Annotated in this window: 11 protein-coding genes; 9 read left to right on the top strand and 2 right to left on the bottom strand. The window is 38.5% G+C overall.

Features of this window, described 5'->3' with window-relative positions:
* Positions 1–57: 57 nt before the first annotated feature.
* On the bottom strand, positions 58–3,231 hold the full coding sequence (locus ABIB40_RS13430) for a peptidase MA family metallohydrolase (RefSeq protein WP_354359896.1): 3,174 nt from the start codon (positions 3,229–3,231) through the stop codon (positions 58–60).
* Positions 3,232–3,343: 112 nt separating this feature from the next.
* Positions 3,344–5,803 carry a transglycosylase domain-containing protein gene (locus ABIB40_RS13425; RefSeq protein ID WP_354359895.1) on the bottom strand — a complete coding sequence of 820 codons (2,460 nt, stop codon included), beginning with the start codon at positions 5,801–5,803 and terminating at the stop codon, positions 3,344–3,346.
* Positions 5,804–5,936: 133 nt separating this feature from the next.
* Between ABIB40_RS13425 and ABIB40_RS13420 the strand changes: the two genes are divergently transcribed.
* From ABIB40_RS13420 to ABIB40_RS13380, 9 genes are all read left to right on the top strand, one after another.
* Complete coding sequence (locus ABIB40_RS13420) at positions 5,937–6,815, top strand: polyphosphate kinase 2 family protein (protein WP_354359894.1); 879 nt, start codon at positions 5,937–5,939, stop codon at positions 6,813–6,815.
* Between the two features lie 27 nt (positions 6,816–6,842).
* Complete coding sequence (gene pncB, locus ABIB40_RS13415) at positions 6,843–8,030, top strand: nicotinate phosphoribosyltransferase (RefSeq protein WP_354359893.1); 1,188 nt, start codon at positions 6,843–6,845, stop codon at positions 8,028–8,030.
* A gap of 49 nt (positions 8,031–8,079) precedes the next feature.
* Positions 8,080–9,615, top strand: a complete 1,536-nt coding sequence (locus tag ABIB40_RS13410; protein WP_354359892.1) for an alpha-N-arabinofuranosidase — start codon at positions 8,080–8,082, stop codon at positions 9,613–9,615.
* Positions 9,616–10,203: 588 nt separating this feature from the next.
* Positions 10,204–11,160, top strand: coding sequence for a glycoside hydrolase family 43 protein (locus ABIB40_RS13405; RefSeq protein ID WP_354359891.1), 957 nt, complete (start codon positions 10,204–10,206; stop codon positions 11,158–11,160).
* A gap of 196 nt (positions 11,161–11,356) precedes the next feature.
* Complete coding sequence (locus ABIB40_RS13400; protein ID WP_354359890.1) at positions 11,357–12,073, top strand: SGNH/GDSL hydrolase family protein; 717 nt, start codon at positions 11,357–11,359, stop codon at positions 12,071–12,073.
* A 330-nt stretch (positions 12,074–12,403) separates the two neighbouring features.
* Positions 12,404–14,023 carry a SusR family glycan utilization regulator gene (gene susR, locus ABIB40_RS13395; protein WP_354359889.1) on the top strand — a complete coding sequence of 540 codons (1,620 nt, stop codon included), beginning with the start codon at positions 12,404–12,406 and terminating at the stop codon, positions 14,021–14,023.
* 195 nt (positions 14,024–14,218) lie between these two features.
* A complete protein-coding gene (locus ABIB40_RS13390) occupies positions 14,219–17,197 on the top strand; it encodes a SusC/RagA family TonB-linked outer membrane protein (RefSeq protein WP_354359887.1) in 2,979 nt (992 codons plus the stop codon).
* A 10-nt stretch (positions 17,198–17,207) separates the two neighbouring features.
* The gene (locus ABIB40_RS13385; protein ID WP_354359885.1) at positions 17,208–18,800 is read left to right on the top strand and encodes a RagB/SusD family nutrient uptake outer membrane protein; all 1,593 of its coding nucleotides are present in this window, start codon (positions 17,208–17,210) and stop codon (positions 18,798–18,800) included.
* 11 nt (positions 18,801–18,811) lie between these two features.
* Entirely contained in the window at positions 18,812–19,852 is a 1,041-nt protein-coding gene (locus ABIB40_RS13380) for a SusE domain-containing protein (RefSeq protein ID WP_354359883.1), read from the top strand.
* Positions 19,853–20,004: the final 152 nt, after the last annotated feature.

Raw genomic sequence — 20,004 nt, 5'->3', positions numbered from 1 at the left:
TCAATAAAATAGGTATTTAAATTTAGCTTTCTTCACTAAATTAAAGGAGGTTTGCAATTACCAACCTGGCGCAAACGTCAACCCAAACACACCTGCTTTAACATCTTTCCGTTGAAAAGGAAAAGCATAATAAGGCTCCAACACAAAGTACCCAAATACATTTACCCTTAAAGAAACTCCTGCACTCATTACGGGCGTACGCTCGTTTGTGCTTTGGTAAGTTAGGGGGTCGCCATTGGCATCTGACACAGGATTTCCCTGATTGTCTAATACCGGTTCGGTTGTATAGGTCGGATTAGATTTAAACGCAACCTTCGTGTCGTTTGTCCAAGCTACGCCTGCGTCAAAAAATAAATTTAGATCAGAAAACAACAATTTTGAGGGTATTTGTGCCAATTTTTTAGGCCCGGTAAATGGAAGCCTCAATTCGAAGTTAAACACCGCAATCTTGCTGCCGCTCAATTGGTTAATGTTAAAGGTGTTACTTACGTTACCCGTTTGCGTTTTGTAAATAGAATTTGCTTCATAACCTCTTATCAAGTAAGAGTAACCAATATAATTTGGATAGAGCCTATCTGCATCTTTTCCAATCCTAAAATCGTTATAACTACGTACAGCAATGGTAACAGGTTTAACGCGCCAATATTTTCTTAAATCGGCGGTAACGGCATAAAAATCATAAGTCCCCAAGTATTTTTGGCCGCTTACCCGATACCTAAAACCTTCGAGCGGTGCGGTAAGACCAAGTAGAGAATTGTCGCCTACAAAAGCCGCGTTTAGTTGATAAAGGGTAAAGGGATTAAACGGAACTCCATAATCCATTTCTGCTTGGTCATTGCTTAATTTACTTCGCTGCGATCCTAAGTAATATCCTTGTTGACTATAATAGTTGCTGTATCGATCGATTCTGTAACTGTAATGGGAAAATGCGCCGCCAAGTTCGAATCTATGTATCTTGCTGAACGGATATGCTCCGAACACCTGAAATTGATCTTCGAAAGTACGGATGATGTCTGTGCGATAATTAATGGCATCGATATTTCCCCCACCGTTTGCAGGCAACTGTTCAACTCCGTAAGAACTAAAGCCAGAAGTGTAAGGGATGTGCGAAATAGCCGCCCCCCAATTTATTCTGCTTTCTTGGTTGATGTAGCCCACCAAGCCTCCAAAATCGTAAATTTCTCCATTTACAGATAGATTTGCAATGATTTTGTTGGTTCCCAAAATATCGCTAAACATGCCAACAATACCGCCTTGCACACCGGTGCCGAACCTGCTTGTAGAAACCCCGACTCCGCTGTTTGCCAAATAATCTAACTTAAATTTTGGGCGATAAGGCACAAGCCTAACTGAATCTTGATTTACTTTTTCAAATCTATCGAAATTTTTAAGGTTTGAATTGATGATGTTTACCCCATAATTTTCCATTGGAGGGAGGATAGCTGCATCGAAATTTACATCTTGATTTCCAACTCTCTTTGGCGTAAATGAACTTAGCTTCGTATCGTAAAGTGTGTATCTCTGATAACGGTAATAACTATAAGCAATCTCGTCATTCCTAGATACCGAAATGGCGGGAGAGTATTCTGTAATCCCGCTAATTCCGGTAAAATAATCTGTAAGTTGATCTACCGTATTGTCTGCGAAATTATACTTGTATAGGTTTCTAAATCCATCTCTATTGGATAGGAAATATACGTGTTGACTATCGCCAGAAAACTGCGCATTTAAGTTGTTGGCACCGGCAAATACATCAATATTAGAAATTGTCTTAGAGTCGATGTCATAAACAGATAAATTTATAGGGTTTACCGCGGCGACATTGTTTGATTCTACAGCAACTTTTTCAGAAGAAAAAACAATTTTTTTGCCGTCCGGAGAAAAGCTTGGTGCATAATCAGAATAAACATCGTTGGTAATGTTGGTTACCTGTTTACTATCTAGATTGTAAGAAAATATGTCACTTTGGCCTTCTAATAAACCAGAAAACGCAATATCCTTCCCATTTGGCGACCAAGATAAATTGCTAAACTCGGCAACATCGCCCAGTTTTGTGCGCAACACCGTATTTCCATTTGCCACATTGATGATTAGAAGTTCGTTCTTTCCTTGACTAAAAATACTAAAAGCAAACTGTTTTCCGTCTGGAGACCAAGCGCCAGCAGATTCTATAAAATTGTAATTGTCAATATCGCTATTTCTAACCTGACTACTCAATTTTCTAATAACCTTTCCGGTCTTTGCATCTGCAAGGTATAAGTCTATACCAAAAAGATCTTTATCGCTCATAAAAGAAATGTACTTACCATCTGGGCTAAGAGATGGAGCAACATTTAGGTTGCCGGCATTTTTATTATCGAGGATTTTGGTTCCTATAATCTTAATCTGGCTGCTGTCGGCTTTCAGCATCGGCCTATAATGGTCATCAATGGATTTTTTCCATAAACCAGATAAAGTCTGGTCGTCATATCCGAAAGTGTATTTTATGGCGTTTTCGTAGCCGTATTTTGCGGTATTTTTAAATAGTGGAACGATGGTGGTATCGCCATATTGCGAGCCAATATAAGTCCAGAATGCTTGACCGTATCTGTAAGGGAAATATTTGTTTGAATTTGTAAGGTCTTTAAGAGAAGGAATATCTCGGTTTAACATGGCGTCGCGCATCCACATAGAAGTAAAGGCGTCTTTTTTTCCAATTGATAAATACTCAGCCATTCCCTCAACCATCCACAGCGGCGTTTGGCCAACATTTTCTAAACTTATAGAATCCTTTTCGAGCAACAAATGATATTGGAAAGCGTGCACAAGCTCATGCCCAAGTACGTGCCTGGTTTGACTGCTCAAATCCATAATGGGCATAATTACGCGGTTTTTTAAGGCCTCCGTTACACCGCCTGTTCCAATTCCAATATCGCCATCTAACACAGTTGTTTGTTGAAAATCTGCGTGGTTGTTGTATAGGATAATCGGGTTTTTTGTTAAAAAAGTATCTCTAAAAACTTCTTGGTGCATTTTGTACCAAGTCTCTGCATCTTGAGAGAATTTTTTTATAAAAGCAGGATTTTTTAAGTAATAGTAGATTTCAAAATGCGGCGTCTGCAACACTTTAAAATCCATTTTTTTATACCTCACTTTGTTTTGACCAAAATATTGGGCTTGCGCAGATAAAGAAACAGCTAATAAGATTAAAACAGGGGCAAGTCGCCTCAATTTGAAATGGCCAATTTTCATGTGTTGTGCGTTTGAAATATTATGTTATAAATGTACGGATTATCGATCAAAAAAGATTTTACAGGTTCTTTAGCAAAGTTTTAATATCACAACCAAAATCTATGTTCAGCAGTTATTCATTTCCTTTTTTTCTTCGTTCTCGCTCTTCTTGTCTTTGTTTTCTTTTAAGTTCTCGCTCTTCTTTGTTGCTAAGCGGCTGTGTTGCAGTAACAGGTGGCGTATTCTTGGGTGGTGTATTTTTTGGTTCTTCTTTTTTTACCACAGGTTGTGCTGTTTCTGTGGGCGTCTGTTGCTGTTGGTCTTCTACAGCAGGTGGCTCAAAACTTGTAGAATCAACAACTGTCGTATCTACCGTTGCGGTGTCTCTTACAATCCGCGGACTCGGGCAGTTGTAGCTGCGAGTAATTGGTACGGTTGGTTTAGGAAAAGGGCCATAAGTGTATCCCGAGTTGGGATCTAGATAGACTTTTTCCATAAATTTGGCAAAAATAGGTAGTGCAGTATGAGACCCTTCTCCCTGGTCGCCATTTTTAAAATGCGCTGTACGCTCATCGCAACCTACCCATACGCCTGTCACCAAATCTTTCGTTAATCCCATATACCAAGCATCTACATAATCAGAAGATGTACCAGTTTTTCCACCAATTTGGTTGTTCTTTTTAAATAGGTTTGGCCATTCCCATAAAGCCTGCGATGTACCTCCAGGTTCTTCCATTCCACCTCTAAACATATACGTCATCAACCAGGCAATTTCGTCACTTAACACCTTCTTAGTTTTTGGAACGAAGTCTTCTATTACCTTGTCATCTTGGTCGGTAATTTTTTCTACCAAAATTGGGTCGGTTCTTACGCCTTTGCCCATAAAGGTGCTATAGGCTTTAACCATCTCGTAGACATTAACATCGTTAGATCCCAAACTTACCGATGGAACGGATTCTAAGTGGCTATCTATACCACATTCATGCGCCCATTTTACCACATTGTCCCAGCCTACTTTTTCGGTAAGTTGTGCCGTGATGGAATTCACGGATCTTGCCATAGCCAAACGTAAGCTCATGTCTTGATAAGTATTGCCCCAGTCTGCATTCTTAGGCTCCCAATATTTAGTAACTCCTTTGTCTTGATACTCAATCCTAACAGGCTTATCGGTCATTTTATCGCATGGGCTCATGCCTTGCTCAAGTGCCGTGAGGTATGCAAACGGTTTAAAAGTAGAGCCGGCTTGCCGTTTGGCCTGATTTACATGGTCATATTTGAAAAATTTATGGTCTATGCCGCCCACCCATACTTTAATTTTTCCGCTTGATGGCTCCATGGTCATCATACCTGTATTTAAGATTTTACCGTAGTAACGAATGGAATCCATGGTAGAGAACAGCGTATCTCTATCACCTTTATAGGTAAAGATCTGCATGCGCTTCTTTTTATTAAAGTAGTTGTCTATAGAATCTGGCTGATTGGGGAATTTCTTTAACAGCAGGTTGTAAATTGGCAGCGATTTTTTTGCTCGATCCGGAAAGTCAACCTTTTTCTTCTCAGAATCATACCATGGATCTTCTTTTCCCCAAACGTTGTAAAACCTACGTTGTAAAATCTTCATTTCATCTTGCACAGCTTCTTCAGCATATTTTTGCAATTTAGAATCGATGGTGGTGTAAATTTTTAAGCCATCTTCGTACAAATCGTATCCATTGTCTTTACACCATTTTTCTAAATACTTTGCCACGGCAGCGCGTAAATAAGAATCGCCATCGCTGCTGTCGTCTAATTTTCCTGCATTAAGTGTTATAGGCTCGCTTTTAAGCATCACCATGCTATCCGTACTCAAATAATGGTACTTGTTCATTTGGGTAAAAACCACATTGCGCCGATTAAGGGCATTTTTTGGATTTTTAGTCGGGTTATAAAGGGTTGTTCCTTTTAACATACCAACCAAAAGGGCAGATTCTTCGATTTTTAAATTTTTTGGTTCCCTATCAAAATAAATTCTACTCGCCGTTTTTATGCCATAAGTGTTATTGCCGAACGACACAGTATTTAAATACATGGTGATGATGTCGTTTTTAGAGTAATTGGCTTCTAGCTTTACGGCTGTCATCCATTCTTTAAACTTAAAAATAACAGTTCTTATCACGGGTATTTTTGCAAGCAACCCTTGCGATTTGTTATACCTCGTGCGGTATAGGTTCTTTGCCAATTGTTGGGTAATGGTACTTGCACCGCCATCTTGCCCTAAGCCAATAACCGCTCTGCCAACCGCTTGAAAATCGATGCCCCAATGCTTATAGAAACGCACGTCTTCTGTCGCCACCAAAGCATTGATTACGCTGGTCGGAATTTCGTTATAATTTACAGGAGTGCGGTTTTCCTTATAATATCTGCCAATTAATTTTCCATCTGCGGTGTAGAGCTCAGAACCAACTCTTTGTGTAGGTTGCTTAATGTCGCTCCGGCTTGGTGAATACCCAAATAACCCCAGAAAATTTAATTGTAGCGATGCAAAGAAAATAATGATGAAGTAAATTAGGATTATAAAGTAGCGTAAGTATCTGTTTTTTATTTCTTTAAACATATTAAAGTAGATGGTGGTAAAGGCTAAATGCTGTGGGCTTAAATATATGAAAAACTATAAATAATGAGCAGGCTATTAATTTCGGATTTTTTTAGTCTATATTTAAATTTCATTCTATCTTAAAACACTAAGTATGAAAAACGAATTTAAAGAACTTATTGTACATGGCGGTAATAAATTTGTGTTAAAAAATGCCAAAACAAATAATACTGGCGATTACCATAAAAAACAAGGCAAAGACGACTTGGCAAAAGCTAAAATAGAAATGAGCGATTTGCAAGAAAAGTTGTATGCCGATGACAGTAGCTCTATACTTATTCTTTTCCAAGCGATGGATGCTGCCGGTAAAGATAGTGCGATAGAACATGTAATGAGTGGCTTAAATCCGCAAGGTTGCCAAGTATTTAGCTTTAAAACGCCAAGTGCTTTAGAATACGACCACGATTTTTTATGGCGCCATTACCGAGCTTTGCCAGAGCGCGGCAGAATTGGTATCCATAATAGATCGCACTACGAGAATGTGCTGGTTTGTAAGGTACATCCAGAATATATTCTAAACGAACATATTCCAGGTTACGCTAACGTTTCCGACATTAATAAGAAGTTTTGGTCACAACGCTATGAGAGCATCAGAAATTTCGAGAAACACTTAATCGCCAATGGAACAGTTATTTTAAAGTTTTTTTTAAATGTGAGCCAAGAAGAACAAAAAGACAGGTTTTTGGATAGGATAGACGACCCCACAAAAAATTGGAAATTTTCTTCTGGAGATTTAAAGGAACGAGCGCTCTGGGGTAAATATATGGACGCCTACGAGGAAGCTATTAACGAAACTGCCACTAAAGATTCGCCTTGGCACATTATTCCGGCAGATAAAAAGTGGTATGCCCGCTTGGCAATAAGCGAAATTATTACAGATAAGTTGAAAAGTTTAAATTTAAAATTCCCTACATTGGGCGATGCCGAGGAAGCAAAGTTAGATGAAAGTAAAACAGCATTGCTGAGCGAATAACAAAGTCGAATGGGTTATTAATATGATATGACAAACCTAAAACCGCAAGCAGGATTTACCTCCATATTAGATAACGACTTTTACAAGTTTACGATGCAACAGGGAGTGATTAAATTATTTCCTTTTGCGCGTGCGCGATATAAATTTATCAACCGCGGGCAGCACGCTTTCCCCCCTAATTTTGACCAAGCGTTGCGTGCTGCAATCGATGCAATGGCAACGCTGAAATTAACCAAAGACGAAAAATATTTTTTAGAACAATCTTGTCCATACTTAGACCCAGTTTATTTAGATTTTTTAGAAGGATACACCTATAATCCCGAAGAAGTTTCTATAGTGCAAACTGCAGATGAGATAGAGGTGCATATTGAAGTACTGTGGTACCGCACCATTTTATGGGAAGTGCCAATTCTATCGCTTATTAGCGAGCTTTTTTATGTAATGAAAGATTTAGCTAGGGTTTCTGACGAAGAAATTATAGAGAAAACAAAAAGTAAAATCGAAAACTATCGTCAGTTGGGCATTACCGTAGCCGAGTTTGGTACAAGACGGCGGCATTCTTACCATGTGCATCATTTGGTTATGGGTGCGCTGAGTAAATTTGGCAAAGGCGCTTTTATAGGTACTAGCAATGTTCATTTTGCCATGAAGTTTAACACCAAGCCAATTGGTACGCATGCGCACGAATGGTTTATGTTTCACGGTGCTCGATATGGATTTAAAATGGCAAATGTAATGGGTTTAAGCCATTGGGCAGAAGTTTATCGCGGAGATTTGGGCATTGCTTTATCAGACACCTATACCACCGATGTTTTTTTTAGGCAATTTGATAAAATGTTCTCGAAATTGTTTGACGGCGTTCGGCACGATAGTGGCGACCCTTTAGAGTTTGCCGATAAACTTGTTGCACACTATAAAAAGATGGGCATTGATCCGCTAAGCAAAACCATTATTTTTTCAGACGGATTGAACTACGAGAAAGTAGCGCACATTGCTAAAGCTTGTAAAGAAAAAATTGGAATCTCTTTCGGCATCGGTACAAGTTTAACCAACGATGTGGGTGCAAAACCAATGAATATGGTAATTAAAATGACCCAAGCCATGCCAAAAGATGATGACTGGATTGACGTGGTAAAACTTTCTGATGAGAGTGGGAAACATACAGGTAACGAACGAACCATCGAGCTTGCCAAAGAAATTTTAGGAATCGAGTGAAAATGAACAGCATATAGACGAACGCAAACTAATATATCAAAATTTCCCCATGAAAAAACCCCTGTTATTTTTAATGGCCTTAGGCATGTTAAACGCAGCTTCTGCCCAAAACACGGTGCAGTTAGAAGCAAGTAAAAATCCCGTAACCATCAATAAAAATATTTACGGGCATTTTGCAGAGCATTTAGGAAGATGTATTTATGATGGCTTTTACGTGGGCGAAGGAAATAAGCAAATTCCAAATACAAATGGCGTTAGAAACGACATTATTGCGGCTCTAAAGAAGTTAAAAGTGCCCATTTTACGGTGGCCGGGCGGCTGTTTTGCCGATACCTATCATTGGAAAAATGGAATTGGCGATAAGTCCAAGAGACCAAGTATGGTAAATACTTGGTGGGGAAACGTTACCGAAGATAATAGTTTTGGAACGCACGATTTCTTAAATATGTGTAAGGAAATTGGTGCCGAACCTTACCTTTCTGGAAACGTTGGTAGCGGCGAAGTGCAAGAACTTGCCGATTGGGTGCAATATGTAAATTACGATGCAAAAAGTCCAATGTCTGATCTTCGCAGAAAAAACGGACAAGACAAACCCTGGAAAGTAAAGTATTGGGGCGTAGGAAACGAAGCTTGGGGATGCGGTGGCAATATGACTGCCGATTATTACAAAGATATTTATAGAAAGTACGCCACATTTATGAGCGATCCGGGAGTAGATGGTGGCCTTTTTAAAATAGCATCTGGTGCAAGTGATGACGATTACCATTGGACCGAAACATTGATGCGCGATATTCCAAATCACATGCTTCAAGGTGTTGCCATGCACCACTATTCTGTCGATTGGAATCATAAAAGTTCTGCCACCAAATTTAATGAAGATGAGTATTTCAAAACGATGAAAAGCGCCCTGTTTATGGACGAATTGGTTATCAAGCATTCGGCCATTATGGATAAGTACGATCCTAAAAAGAAAATTGCGTTGGTGGTAGACGAATGGGGAGGTTGGTATGATGTAGAACCGGGCACAAATCCGGGGTTTTTGTATCAGCAAAATACCATGAGAGATGCCATGATTGCGGGTTGTACCCTAAATATTTTTAACAACCATGCCGATAGGGTAAGGTTGGCCTGCCTTGCGCAAGCGGTAAATGTATTGCAAGCTGTTATTTTAACAAAAGGCAACAAAATCATAGAAACGCCGACCTATCATGTAATGGAAATGTACAACGTGCACCAAGATGCAACGCTCATTCCTATACAGGTAAAATCAGAAAATTATGTACACAATGGTAAAGCATTGCCGGCAGTTTCTGCATCTGCGTCTAAAGACAAAGTAGGTTCTACACATATTTCTTTGGTAAACATAGATCCTGTAAAAAAGCAAACCATAACTATCGATTTGGGAGACGAAGCCTATAAAACGGTTACAGGTCGTATTTTAAAATCAGCAAAACTGCAAGATTTTAACTCTTTCGATAAACCTAATGAAATCCATCCGCAAGTATTTAATGGTGCTAAATTGAACGCCAAAAATTTAACTGTAGAAATCCCACCCTTCTCTGTGGTGGTTCTAGAACTTAAGTAGACATGTAAAAAAATTAGTCAAAACCTTTTTTGCTTTTTTTCCGCTTTTGCGGGATGCAAGGAGTGGTCAAACTAATCTTAAACGCCACCGAGGTCAAAAAGATTTTTTAGCGAAATTATGATAATGCTAGAAGTCAATTTCTTCCCTTGTGCTCTTTTTAAAATTTATAATACGTTTTTCGAAGATAACAACTAACTTAGTAACCAACAATTTAAAAATAATATGGGAATACTCCTAGAAAAAATATTCGACTCAAACAACATTTATATCCGTTGGGTAATTATTGGATCGATTTTCATTTTATGTCTATTGCCAATTTACAAACTTGGAATGACTGATGGAAAAACAATCGAAGTAACAACTAGAAAATAATTTAAACTGACGCATTAGTCTAAAAAAAGATTCTAAAATCCATACTGATGCCCATTTACAACACAAACATTATGAGAAAAAATCTACCAATCTACATCTTCCTTGCTTTTGCATCCATCGGGATAACTTATTTTGCAGGTTATGTTATCGGAAGATTTTCTTACCTCATTTTTAATTAATCTAGCCATGCTTTTAGTGATGTAACTCAATAAAAATATGATGATACGAAGATTAAGGTGTTTGTGGTGCTTTCTAATTACGCTCCTCGCGATGCAAAGCAGTTACGCCCAGAGCAGCAAGCAAATCAATTTAGCAGATCCAACCATTTTCTATCATCATAAAACTTATTATTTATACGGTACAAACGAAAGTGGTTCTAACAATGGGTTTATAGCTTATGCCTCGCAAGATAAAGTACATTGGAAAAATGAGGGTATCGTACTAAAAAAAGGCGAAGCTTTTGGGTCGAAAGGCTTTTGGGCGCCACAGGTTTTTTACTACCACAAAAAGTTCTTTATGGCTTACGTGGCCAACGAGCAAATCGCAATAGCGGAAAGTGATAGCCCGCTTGGTCCTTTCACGCAAAAAGAGAAAAAGCCAATAGCAGCCCCCGTAAAAATAATAGATCCTTTTGTGTTTTTCGATAAGGGGAAAATCTACTTATATCATGTAAGGTTAGAAAGAGGAAACCGAATGTATGTTGCCGAAATGAACGATGATTTACAGTCGATTAAAGAAGCTACAGCAGTAGAATGCCTACATGCACAAGAAGGTTGGGAAAACACAGCCAACACCGATTGGGGCGTTACCGAAGGGCCAACCGTCCTCAAAAGAAACCATATTTATTACCTTTTTTATTCGGCAAACGATTTCCGTAATCCTGATTATGCTGTAGGGTATGCAATAAGCAAAAGCCCTTTAGGCCCATGGAAGAAATTTTCGGGTAATCCTATATTGAGCAAAAAACAAACTTCTATTAATGGTACCGGCCACGGTGATTTCTTTCTGGATGGGAAGGGGAAACTAAACTACGTTTTCCACACGCATCAATCTAACCGAGTTGTGGCACCAAGAAGAACGGCAATTATTCAGGCCAAGTTTCAAAAGTCTACAACAGGTAATTTTGTGTTCGAAATGTTGCGGAAGAGTTTTAGATATTTAAATGCAGATTAAAGCCTTAGGCTTAAAATAATCTTCAATTGCTGTTAGTGCAACAATTTCCAGGTTTTTCTTATTTCGCAATTAAAATTCTCGGTCTACAGCAGCAAAATTAATTTTATTGTTAATTTAGGCCATCGAATTAGACCAACTTCATTTATAAAGGATACAAGTATATCCCCCGATATATATCTAACAAAAAAAATACAATATGAAAAGAAAAATGAACTATTTGACGGTTTTATTAATCCTATTGTCGACTAGTATTTATTCGCAAAATAGGGTTAAACCGATAAGTTTTAAAGAATCTTTTAACTATGGGAAATCTGTGGCCGTTTTTGGAGGTTCTGTTTCTGTAGTACCAGCAAGCGACAGTGCTAAAGTTTTATGGGAAAGATGTTTGGGAATGAAGGTTAGCAATTTTGGAGTTGGCGGTGCCGGTTTTTCTTCTTTACAAGGAAAATCTTTACAGCAGCAGGTTAATGAAGCTGGTGTATTTGATATTTATGTGCTTTGGGCATCAACAAACGACTATACAAACCATAGAGAGGTTGGAACCTATACAGATTATACTGAATTTGATCATTTTGATAAGGAAAAATTAGTTACCCAAGCTGGAGGAATTAACTATTGTATAAAGAAAATTTATGAAATAAATCCAAAAGCCATTATTTACTTTTTTACTTCTAGCAAGGCTTTTAATGATCGGGGCGGATATGACCCGTTTTATGCAGGGGGAGTGAATAAATATGTTGAAATGCAAAAAAGGGTTTGCGAGCTTCATGGAATACCTGTTCTTGATCAGTTTTTTTTAGGCGGATATAGCATATACAATAAATCTTTGTACTATCACGATGCGATACACATGAATGCAACAGGTTACAAAAAATTAGGGCAACTCCAAACGCTGTTTCTTGCTTTCCCGTAATGAATTGCAAAGTACAGCTGCTAATGTAAAGACGTTCGCACAATATTTGGCCCTGCAAAGATAGATTTAAAAAAGGCTTACCAGTTCTGTCGCATTTAATTGTTCTTTAGGAGATTAGAAGAAATAAATTTCTCTAGGCAAAAGGCATTTCTATGGTGCAGCCGTTAATTTGTCCCAACCATCAACCGATAAACTCGCCGAATGCTCAACCGTTGGATAATCCATCAAACTTCACAACAAAAAAAATATACTAACCCTGCTAAAAATAGAATATCTTCAAATTTAATCCGATATTTAAAGTTTCTAGGATAGTTTTAATCTAAATTTTAGATGTTATTGCGCACTTATAAAAATCTTCTTTTTGCATTGCTTTTAATGGCGGTTGCTTTTCCGGCACAAGGGCAATCTAGGGTAGATAGTCTTTTGTCAGAACTGAACACTGTATTAAAAAATGAGCAGTCTTACATTAGTCTAAAGCGAGATAAAATTAACGTTTTAAAGAACCAGTTGCATAGTTCGGGTAGAAAATCCAATTACTTTGCATATCTAAACCTTTACGAAGCCTATAAGACTTTTAACTACGATTCTGCCTATACCTACGCGCATTTAATGCAGCAAGAAGCGATACGCGAGCAAAATCCATCAAAAATAGCTTATGCGAATGTAAAACTTGGTTTTACCATGCTGTCTTCGGGCATGTTTAAAGAAACGTTTGAGATTTTAAACGAAATAGACACCGCACAATTAAGTGGGCAAGAGAAAATAGAATACTACGCGCTCGCCTCTAGGAGTTATTACGATCTTGCAGATTTTGACCGCAACCCCGCCCTGACAGAAAAATACAACAAACTTGGTGGCAAGCTAATTACCGAAGCGCTCTCTAAAATACCTCCTACCTCCTACGAATATCTTTTCTTAAGTGGTTTAAAATCTTTGCGAGAGGGCGATTTCGAGCAATCTTTAAGCGCATATCAACGGCTTATAAACATGAAGATGGATCTTCATCAATACGCCATAAACGCCAGTACCTTAGCTTATATCTACGCTCAAAAAGGCAATAGCCAAAAGGCGCTGGAGCTTTTAATTAAGGCGGCAATATCCGATATAAAATCGGCCACCAAAGAAACCACTGCGCTGCTAAGTCTTTCAGACATTTTATATAAACGTGGCGACATGAAAAACTCCTACAGCTATATAAAACAAGCAATGGACGACGCAAATTTTTATGGCGCGCGTCACCGCGAGATACAAGTGGGCAATATTTTGCCTATTATAGAAGGAGAAAAAATTAAAACAGTAGAAGCGCAGCGGAGACAATTGATCATTTACGCCTTGTTAATTACGCTGTTGGTTGTGGCTGTTGTATATTTTGCAATAATTGTATTTAGACAGCTTAAAAAATTAAAAAAGGCAGATGAAATTATTGTTGATGCCAACAAAAGTTTACAGATGGCAAACCAACAATTGGCAGAAGCAAATCTTATTAAAAACGATTATATAGGTTATTACTTTAACATCAACTCTCGTTATTTAGAAAAACTGGAAAAGTTTAAGAAAACTATCGAAAAAAAACTGCAGGCAAGAAGTTACGATGATGCATTGCGTACTTTAGAAACTCTACACTTAGATAAAGAAAGGGAAGAGCTGCTACAAACTTTCGATCGTATTTTTCTAAAAGTTTTTCCATCGTTCATTATAGATTTCAATCAGCTTTTTAGTCTGGAGAATAAGATTGTTTTAGGCAAAAACGAATTGATGAACACAGAACTTCGCATTTTTGCCTTAATAAGAATGGGCATACATGATAATGAAAGAATAGCTGGAATTTTAGATTACTCTGTAAACACGATTTATTCTTACAAAAATCGGGTAAAAACGAAATCTATCGTAAGTAATGATGAATTTGAACGCAAATTAATGGGCATTACTCCAGACCAAAGTGCTATTTAAACAATATATAATCTATATTATAGGTCGTTATCTATAGTTTAAGCATCTGTTTGTTAGTTGTTTAAGGTTTATTGTAGCTAATAATTTCTATATCGAAGTTATATCTTTTGGCAAAATCTTTCTTGTTTGCGTCCTTTGGTATGTCGGTATCGAAATAGATGTCGATTAGTTTAACCAATCAAATATAAACCATTCATGAAAAAAAATTACTTAGTTTTTAGGCTGATTCTGGTTTCGGCTTTTTCACTGTTCTTTACCGGGGTTTTTGCGCAGAACGCATCTATATCTGGCAAAGTAATAGATGAAACCGACCAATCTTTGCCTGCGGCCGTTGTTTCTATTAAAGGCAGGACCGCAAAAACGCTTACAGATGTTAACGGAAATTTTAGCCTTTCGGGGTTAAAAAATGGAGAGCAAGTTGTAACAGTAACCTTTTTGGGTTATCAGCCGCAATCTAAAACCATCAATTTACAGGGAAATGCATCTCTAACTTTTAAAATGCTCCCAGCTGCACAAACCTTAAACGATGTTGCAGTTATTGGTTATGGCACGGTAAAAAAGAGCGATGCCACGGGTGCCCTTAGTATTGTTACCGCAAAAGACTTAAACAAGGGTGCTGTTAACTCGGTGCAAGACGCAATTGTTGGTAAAATTCCAGGCGTGGTTGTAACGTCTACAAGCGGGGCGCCGGGCAACACATCTACCATAAGAATACGCGGTGGAGCTTCTTTAAGTGCAAGTAATGACCCGCTTATTGTAATAGATAACGTGCCTATAGACAATGGACAAATGGGAGGATCTGCGAACATATTGGCAACCATAAACCCAAATGATATTGCCAACATTACTGTTTTAAAAGATGCATCGGCCACAGCCATATACGGCGCAAGAGCTTCTAACGGCGTACTTTTAATAACTACTAAACGAGGCGGTAAGGAAACGAAAGTAAATTACAGCTTTACTGGTTCTTTGGCAACAAACCCAAACCAAGTAAAAGTTTATACTGGCGACGAATTTAGAGCGAAGGTAAAAGAGTTTTATGGTTCAAGCCCTTCTGTATTAGGGCTATTAGGCTCGGAGAATACCAATTGGCAGAACGAAATTTATAAAAATGCTTTTGGACAGGACCATAACGTAAGCGTATCTGGTACAGCCGCAACCATGCCCTATAGGGTTTCTTTGGGATATAACAATACAGATGGTGTTTTAAAAACCTATAACTTTTCACGTACAACTCTAGCAGTTGGCTTAGATCCGAGCTTTTTTAAAGATGCACTCAAATTGCACCTTAACCTAAAGGGCCTATACAATACAAATAACTTTGCAGAACAAGGTGCTGTTGGAAACGCAGTTTCTTATGACCCAACGCAGCCGGTTTACAACGGAAATACAAGATGGAGAGGTTACACCACTTGGACTACAGGCGGAGACATTAACGGGCCGCCCGTTACTTTGGCAACACCAAACCCAGTGGCGCAATTAGATTTAACAGATAATAAATCTACAGTAAGAAGAAGTATTGGAAATCTGCAGTTTGATTATGCCTTGCCATTTTTAAAAGATTTACATGCCAACTTAAATTTAGGCTATGATTATGCCAAATCCTTAGGGCATAATAATTTAAAAGACAGCACACAATGGGTTTACATCCCGGTGGTTGCCGGCGGTAGATCAAACAACTATACCGAAAATAGACAAAACCAATTGGTGGATTTTTATTTAAATTACAAAAAGGATTTTTCAAACAATCAAAACTTAGACATTACAGGCGGTTACTCATGGTCGCACTCTTTTAGAAAAGGCCATAGCCTATCTGCTGATGAAGCTATGACTTTACCACAACCTGTAAACGACTATCGTACGCAATACTATCTTATATCGTTTTTTGGGCGTGCAAACTACAGCATAAATAACAAATACCTTTTTACCGCAACTTTGCGAGATGATGCTAGCTCACGTTTTGCTCATGGTAACCAATGGGGTCTTTTTCCAGCTGGCGCTGTCGCCTGGAAAATAAAAGAGGAAAATTTCCTTAAAAACAATACCACTATCTCAGAGCTTAAGTTACGTGTTGGATATGGTATTACGGGTCAGCAGGATTTACCTGGCGGAAACAACTACCCTTATTTAGCCAAGTATACCGTTTCTGATCAAACTTCTAGATACCAGCTTGGAGATGAATTCTATTATACTTTGCGGCCAGATGGATACGATCCTTTAGTTAAATGGGAATCTACTGCCACTTTTAATGTCGGTTTAGACTTTGGATTTTTCAATAACCGGCTAACGGGATCTGCAGAGGTCTATTCCAGAAAAACCGACGGTTTGTTGAGCATTATAAATCCTGCAATAGGAACAAACTTCTCGCCAACCGTACTTTCTAACGTCGGAAACGTAAGCAGTAATGGTGCAGAGCTTAACCTAAACGGTATCCTCATCTCGAAAAAAGACTTAAAATGGCAAATGGGTTATAATTTAAGTTTTAACAAAACCAAGATAACCAGACTTACATTAAGTAACAATTTAAACTCAATCGTGGCGACAGGCGGCATACAAGGCACGACATCAGGACAAATACAAGCACAGAAAGTGGGCTATCCTATCAATTCCTTTTTTGTTTACCAACAAATTTACGATACCAATGGGTTGCCAATTGAAGATGCTTACGTGGATAGAAATAACGATGGCGTGATTAATAGCAGCGATTTGTACATCCATAAAAGTCCTAGCCCAAAAGTTTTAATGGGTATAAATTCAACATTAAATTATCGCCAATGGGATTTTTCATTCTCCGGAAGGTTGTCTTTAGGGAATTATAACTACAATAATGTGGCGGCTAATAGCACTTATAGAGGCTTTTACTCTTCGTTAGGGTTTTTAAGCAATCCAACTACAGCAGCAGAGAAAACGAAATTCCTAACTGCTTTGAAGACAAACCTATCAGACTTTTACATTGAAGATGCTTCTTTCTTTAGAATGGACAACATTAACGTTGGCTACAACCTTAAAAACTTGGCAAATAACAAGTTAAACCTGCGCCTCAGCGCTGGAGTGCAAAATGTTTTTGTAATTACAAACTATACAGGTTTAGATCCTGAAATTAGCGGAGGTTTAGATAACAACTTCTTCCCGAGGTCTAGAATGTTTCAATTTGGTTTAAACGTAACTTATTAATACTAAAATTATGAAAAAATTTAAAAGCTATTTAGTTCTATTTTTTATCACTTTTGGGTTTCTTGGTTCTTGCACTAAAGATCTAGATAAGCCGCCAATAGATTCGAAAATTACAACATCGGCCACGGTCTTTGATAATCCACAGGCTTATAAACAGTTTTTGGCCAAACTTTATGGTTCGCTAACGTTAACAGGCCAAAAAGGGGAGGCCGGTGCACCAGAAATTTCTGCACCAGATGAGGGTACAACCTCTTTTTTACGCGAACTTTGGAGCGCGCAGGAGGTAACTACAGATGAATGTCTGAATGCTTGGGGAGATCCCGGTTTGGTTGAATACCACGGTTTTGTATGGTCTGATGCAAATTCTTATGTAAAATTAATGTACGAGCGAATATTCATAAATATAGCATACTGTAACGAATATATCCGTGCTACAAACGAGAAGTTGCCATCATTAGATGGTGCATTACAGACAGATGTAAAGCGTTATGCAGCTGAAGCGCGCTTTTTAAGGGCTTATTATTACTGGTGCGCTTTAGACTTATATGGAAATGTTCCCTTTGTAACAGAAAAAGATAAGCCCGGCGCATATTTGCCGAAACAAATTTCTAGAAAAGATTTGTTTGATTATGTGGCATCAGAATTAACTGCCATCATTCCAGATTTGGCAGATGCCGGAGCAAATGAATACGCTAGGGCAGACAAAGCCGCTGCTTGGGCCTTACAGGCCAGACTTTATTTAAATGGGGAAGTTTATACTGGTAAACCCTACTATACAGAAGCAATTACTGCCTGTAAAAACATTATGAGCTCTGGCCGATTCCAACTACACCCAAAATATACAGATTTATTTTTAGCCGATAATGATAAATGGAGAGATGAGATTATTCTTCCAATTGCCTGCGATGGCACGAACACTAGAGATTATGGAGGAACAACCTTTATCGTTCACGCAAGTGTTGGTGGTTCAGAAGATCCTGCTCTACAATTTGGAATTGCCTCTGGCGGGTGGTCTGGAAATAGAATTACCACCACGTTTGCAAATAAATTTGCCGATCAAACTGGCAATACAGATAAACGTGCATTGTTTTATACACAAGGCCAGGATTTAGAGATTAGCAAACCTACCATTTTTACGCAAGGTTATTTAAGTACTAAATTTAGAAACGTTACCTCTACGAAGACCATTGGTAAAAACAGCACTTTTGTAGATACAGACTTTCCGCTGTTTCGGTTGGGTGAAGTTTATTTGAACTATGCTGAGGCAGTGATAAGAGGTGGTGCAGGTGGCGACATGGGAACAGCGTTAACGTTGGTTAACAACCTTAGAACTAGAGCATACGGTGGTTCAACAGGAAACATTAACTCTGGCCAGCTTACTTTAAACTTTATGATAGATGAGCGTGGTAGAGAGCTGCATTGGGAAGCGATTAGAAGAACTGATTTGATTAGGTTTAACCTCTTTACCACTGGCGCCTATTTATGGGACTGGAAGGGAAATGTAAAGGGTGGCAAGGCTGTTGATGCTCATTTTAGAATTTTTCCTATTCCGTCGTCAGATTTACTTGTAAATACTAATCTAGTTCAAAATCCGGGTTATTAATTGTTAAAATTATGAAAAAATATATATTGTTAACCGTTCTTGCAATAAGCTGTTTTGCCTGTAAAAAGGAAAACTTGGTTTCTATTAGCAAAGACGCAAAAGGGCCAACTCTAGTAAGCCCGAGCAAAGGAGCCACGGGCGTTGTTACGCCAGCCGATTCTACGCAAAAAGTAAAGTTTACATGGCAAAAAGCAGATTATGGGGTAAATACCGTGCTTACTTATAGCTTGCAAATGGGTGTAAAAGGAAGCAATTTTAGCAAAGCCATTAATCTTGCTACTACAGAGGCCGACTCTTTGTCGGTAAGCTTAGGTGCTTTAAACAGTTATGCCATTAACGTTTTTGCACAAACACCAAATGCCGATGCAAATTTGATTTTCCGCGTAAGCGCAAATCTTTCTGGCAGAGATACTACCTACTCACAAACCTTAGATTATAAATTAACCACCTACAAAGAGGTAGCATCAGAATTTTTATATGTACCAGGCGTCTATCAAAACTGGTTGCCGGGTACTGCAGATAAAATTGTTTATAAGGGCAACTCTAGTTACGAGGGTTATGTAAATATGCCTGTTGGCGATTATTTTAAATTTACCAATTCGCCAGATTGGGACCATATCAATTTTGGTTCTGGTGGCGCGGGCAAGTTAAGCACCGATGGAAAGGCAGAAGGGCTTAAAGTAAACGATGCAGGTTATTACAAATTTAGCGTAAACACAAAAGACCTTACGTGGAGTTCTTATTTGGTTCACTCTTGGGGAATAGCTGGTTCTGCTACACCAAAAGGTTGGGATTTTTCTACGGATATGACGTATGATAAAACAACTAAAAAATGGAGCGTAACGGTACAACTTGTACCCGGTGCGGTAAAGTTTAGGGCGAATGATAAATGGACTCTAAACTACGGGCCTGCAAATTCTGATGCTTTTACAGGAACGCTTATTCAAACCGACGGTGCCGTAACTATAACAGATGCAGGTAAATATAAGATTGAGGCCGACTTTTCGCAAACCAGTAAAAAAGACTACCTCTATACCGTAACAAAATTATAACCAACACAACAGCTGGCAAGAATAAGTTCTTGCCAGCTGTTTCCCAAAAAAAATGGTCTAAAACCCGCTAATTACTGTGTTATCGATGGCTTTTTTAACGGAGAGCCGCGCTAACGATTGAAATGGTATCATTTTTTTCTTGACTCATCGGC

It is taken from the genome of Pedobacter sp. UYP30 (genome assembly GCF_040547165.1).
Classification (GTDB): Bacteria; Bacteroidota; Bacteroidia; order Sphingobacteriales; family Sphingobacteriaceae; genus Pedobacter.
The sequence above is the reverse complement of the archived record's forward strand: the minus strand, read 5'-3'. Positions and strand labels throughout refer to the sequence as shown.